General features: G+C 74.7%; 3 protein-coding genes. 2 read left to right on the top strand and 1 reads right to left on the bottom strand.

Annotation, left to right across the window (positions count from 1 at the left end; genetic code table 11):
• Both HTZ82_RS08915 and HTZ82_RS08910 read left to right on the top strand, forming a co-directional pair.
• A partial coding sequence (locus HTZ82_RS08915) for a LysM peptidoglycan-binding domain-containing M23 family metallopeptidase (RefSeq protein ID WP_175408768.1) occupies positions 1–746 on the top strand: 746 nt, incomplete at its 5' end.
• Positions 747–942: 196 nt separating this feature from the next.
• Positions 943–1,719 carry an SGNH/GDSL hydrolase family protein gene (locus HTZ82_RS08910; RefSeq protein ID WP_175408767.1) on the top strand — a complete coding sequence of 259 codons (777 nt, stop codon included), beginning with the start codon at positions 943–945 and terminating at the stop codon, positions 1,717–1,719.
• 197 nt (positions 1,720–1,916) lie between these two features.
• On the opposite strand, the gene HTZ82_RS08905 is transcribed toward HTZ82_RS08910, so the two are convergent.
• Complete coding sequence (locus tag HTZ82_RS08905) at positions 1,917–2,555, bottom strand: TetR family transcriptional regulator C-terminal domain-containing protein (protein ID WP_175408766.1); 639 nt, start codon at positions 2,553–2,555, stop codon at positions 1,917–1,919.
• Positions 2,556–2,694: the final 139 nt, after the last annotated feature.

Here is a 2,694-nt window from a genome sequence, read left to right as displayed (position 1 = left end):
CCGCCACGTCCGTGACCGAGGCCGCCAAGCCGGCGCCCCGCGTGTACACCGTCGTCGCGGGCGACTACCTGGCGAAGATCGCCCACAACAAGAACGTCAAGGGCGGCTGGAAGAAGCTGTACGCGGACAACCGCGAGGCCATCGGCGACGACCCGTCGCTCATCCACCCCGGTCTGAAGCTGACCCTCGGCGCGAAGAACCCGGCCAAGGCCAAGGCCGAGACCGCCAAGGCCAAGCCGAAGGCGAAGGACACCACCACGGAGAAGCGCGCCTCCCGCTCCACCACGCGGACCGAGGCCCCGGCCGCCGCGCCCGCCCCGGCCGCTCCCGCGCAGAGCGCCTCCGGCTTCACCGCCCCGGTCTCCGCCGGCGTCACCACGCCGTACCGCGCCTCCGGCTCCATGTGGTCCTCCGGTTACCACACCGGTGTCGACTTCGCCGCCTCCTCCGGCAGCAGCGTCAAGGCCGTCGGCCCCGGCACGGTCGTCTCGGCCGGCTGGAGCGGCGCGTACGGCAACGAGGTCGTCATCAAGCACGCCGACGGCAACTACTCGCAGTACGCCCACCTCTCCTCCCTCTCCGTCTCCGCCGGCCAGACCGTCGGCGGCGGCCAGCAGATCGGCCTCTCCGGCTCGACCGGCAACTCCACGGGCCCGCACCTGCACTTCGAGATCCGCACCAGCCCGAGCTACGGCTCGGACATCGACCCGCTGGCCTACCTCCGCAGCCACGGCGTCTCCATCTGAAGCGCCAGAGCTGAGCGCCTGGGCATCTGAGCGCCCGAGCGCCTGAATCACACCGCCGCCCGGCACCCGACACGGTGCCGGGCGGCGGCCTTTTCGCACAGCGGTGGCACAGATCACGCCGCGTCAACCCCTCCTTACGGTCGCGTAGGTCACATCCCGGGGTGAAAGATGTGCTCCTGTGGCAGACGATTCGACGATGGGGGAGAGGTACGTGATCGGGTCGTACACGGCGGTCGGCGACAGTTTCACCGAAGGCGTGGGGGACCCGGGACCCGACGGCACGTTCGTCGGCTGGGCCGACCGGCTCGCGGTCCTGCTGGCCGACCGGCTCCCGGAGGAGGGCGAGTTCCGGTACGCCAACCTGGCCGTACGCGGCAGACTGCTGGACCAGATCGTCGAGGAACAGGTCCCGCGCGCCAAGGAACTCGCCCCCGATCTGGTGACGTTCTGCGCGGGCGGCAACGACATCATCCGCCCGGGCAGCGACCCCGACGACGTCGCGGAACGCTTCGAGCGGGCGGTCGCCGACCTGACGTCCGCCATCGGCACCGTCCTGGTCACCACCGGGTTCGACACCCGGGGCGTCCCCGTCCTGCGCCATCTGCGCGGCAAGATCGCCACGTACAACGGCCACGTCAGGGCCATCGCCGACCGCTACGGCTGCCCCGTACTCGACCTGTGGTCCCTCAGGACCGTCCAGGACCGCCGCGCCTGGGACGCCGACCGGCTGCACCTCTCGCCGGAGGGCCACACCCGCGTCGCCCTGCGCGCCGGCCAGGTCCTCGGTCTGGAGGTCCCCGCCGACCCGGACCACCCGTGGCCGCCCCTGCCCCCGCGCGGCACCCTCGAGGAACGCCGCGACGACGTCCAGTGGGCCCGCGAGTACCTGGTCCCCTGGATCGGCCGCCGCCTCCGCGGCGAGAGCTCCGGCGACCACGTCTCCGCCAAGCGCCCGGACCTGATGCCGCTGTAGCGCGGAGGCGGCGTGTGCGTCCGTGCACCGGGGGCGCCGCGCCGCAAACACGAGGGCACCCCGGAGGCGTTTGGAGTACGGGCCCCATCGCCCGGGTGGTACCGCCTGTGGCGCACTCCTAGGGGCAGCGTGCCCACGCCGAAACCGTCGGAGGCCCAGGCACCGTCGCCCCGCCCCCGTAGCGGCGACCTGAGTCCTCAGGCCTCGGCGAGGGGCGCTTCGGCCGGGCCGGTCGCGGTGCCGGCCGGCGCGTCCAGTTCGCGGGCCAGGGCCTCGTCGGCCCAGCGGAGCATGGTGGCCCGGTTCAGGGAGCCGCGGTACACGGTCATCTGGACGCCCAGGCCGTCCAGCAGCGCCGTCAGCCGGCCGGCCGCCGCCTCGGGGTCGGCGCACCGGAACTCGCCGGCCGCCGCGCCTTCGGCGAACACCTCCGCCAGCGCCGCCTTCCACCGGCGGTCGAGCCCCGCGGTCACCTCCCGCAGCGCCGACTCGCGCAGCGCCGCCGCCCAGCCGTCGATCCACAGCCGCCACCCCTTGGCCTGCCCGGACGGCACGTACCAGCGGACGGCCGCCCGCAGCCGCCGTGCGGCCGGGCCCCGGCGCCCCAGGATCCGGCGCAGCTCCGCCAGGTCACCCTCGGCGGCGTACGCGAACGCGGCGGCCACGAGGCGCTCCTTCGTCGAGAAGTGGTACAGGACGAGTGCGCCGCTCACCCCCAGCGCCTGCGCCACGTCCGAGACCCGCACCGCCGCGACGCCCCGCGCCTCGATCTGCTCGACCGTCGCCCGCAGCAGCTCCTCCCGCCGCTCGGCCGCCCCCCGCCGCACCCTCGCCACCGCAACCCGCCCCGTCCGTCCGCCCGCCCCGCCGCTGACCGCGCGGCACAGTATCCCGGACGGCGAAGGGCCGCCCCGCGCCGCCCCGCGGCTCCCATGCCGCCCCGCGGCTTCCGCGCCGCCCCGCGGCTTCCGCGCC

It is taken from the genome of Streptomyces sp. TRM64462 (genome assembly GCF_013362995.1).
GTDB lineage: Bacteria > Actinomycetota > Actinomycetes > Streptomycetales > Streptomycetaceae > Streptomyces.
Note: the sequence above shows the minus strand (reverse complement) of the source record. Positions and strands in the feature narration are given on the sequence as shown.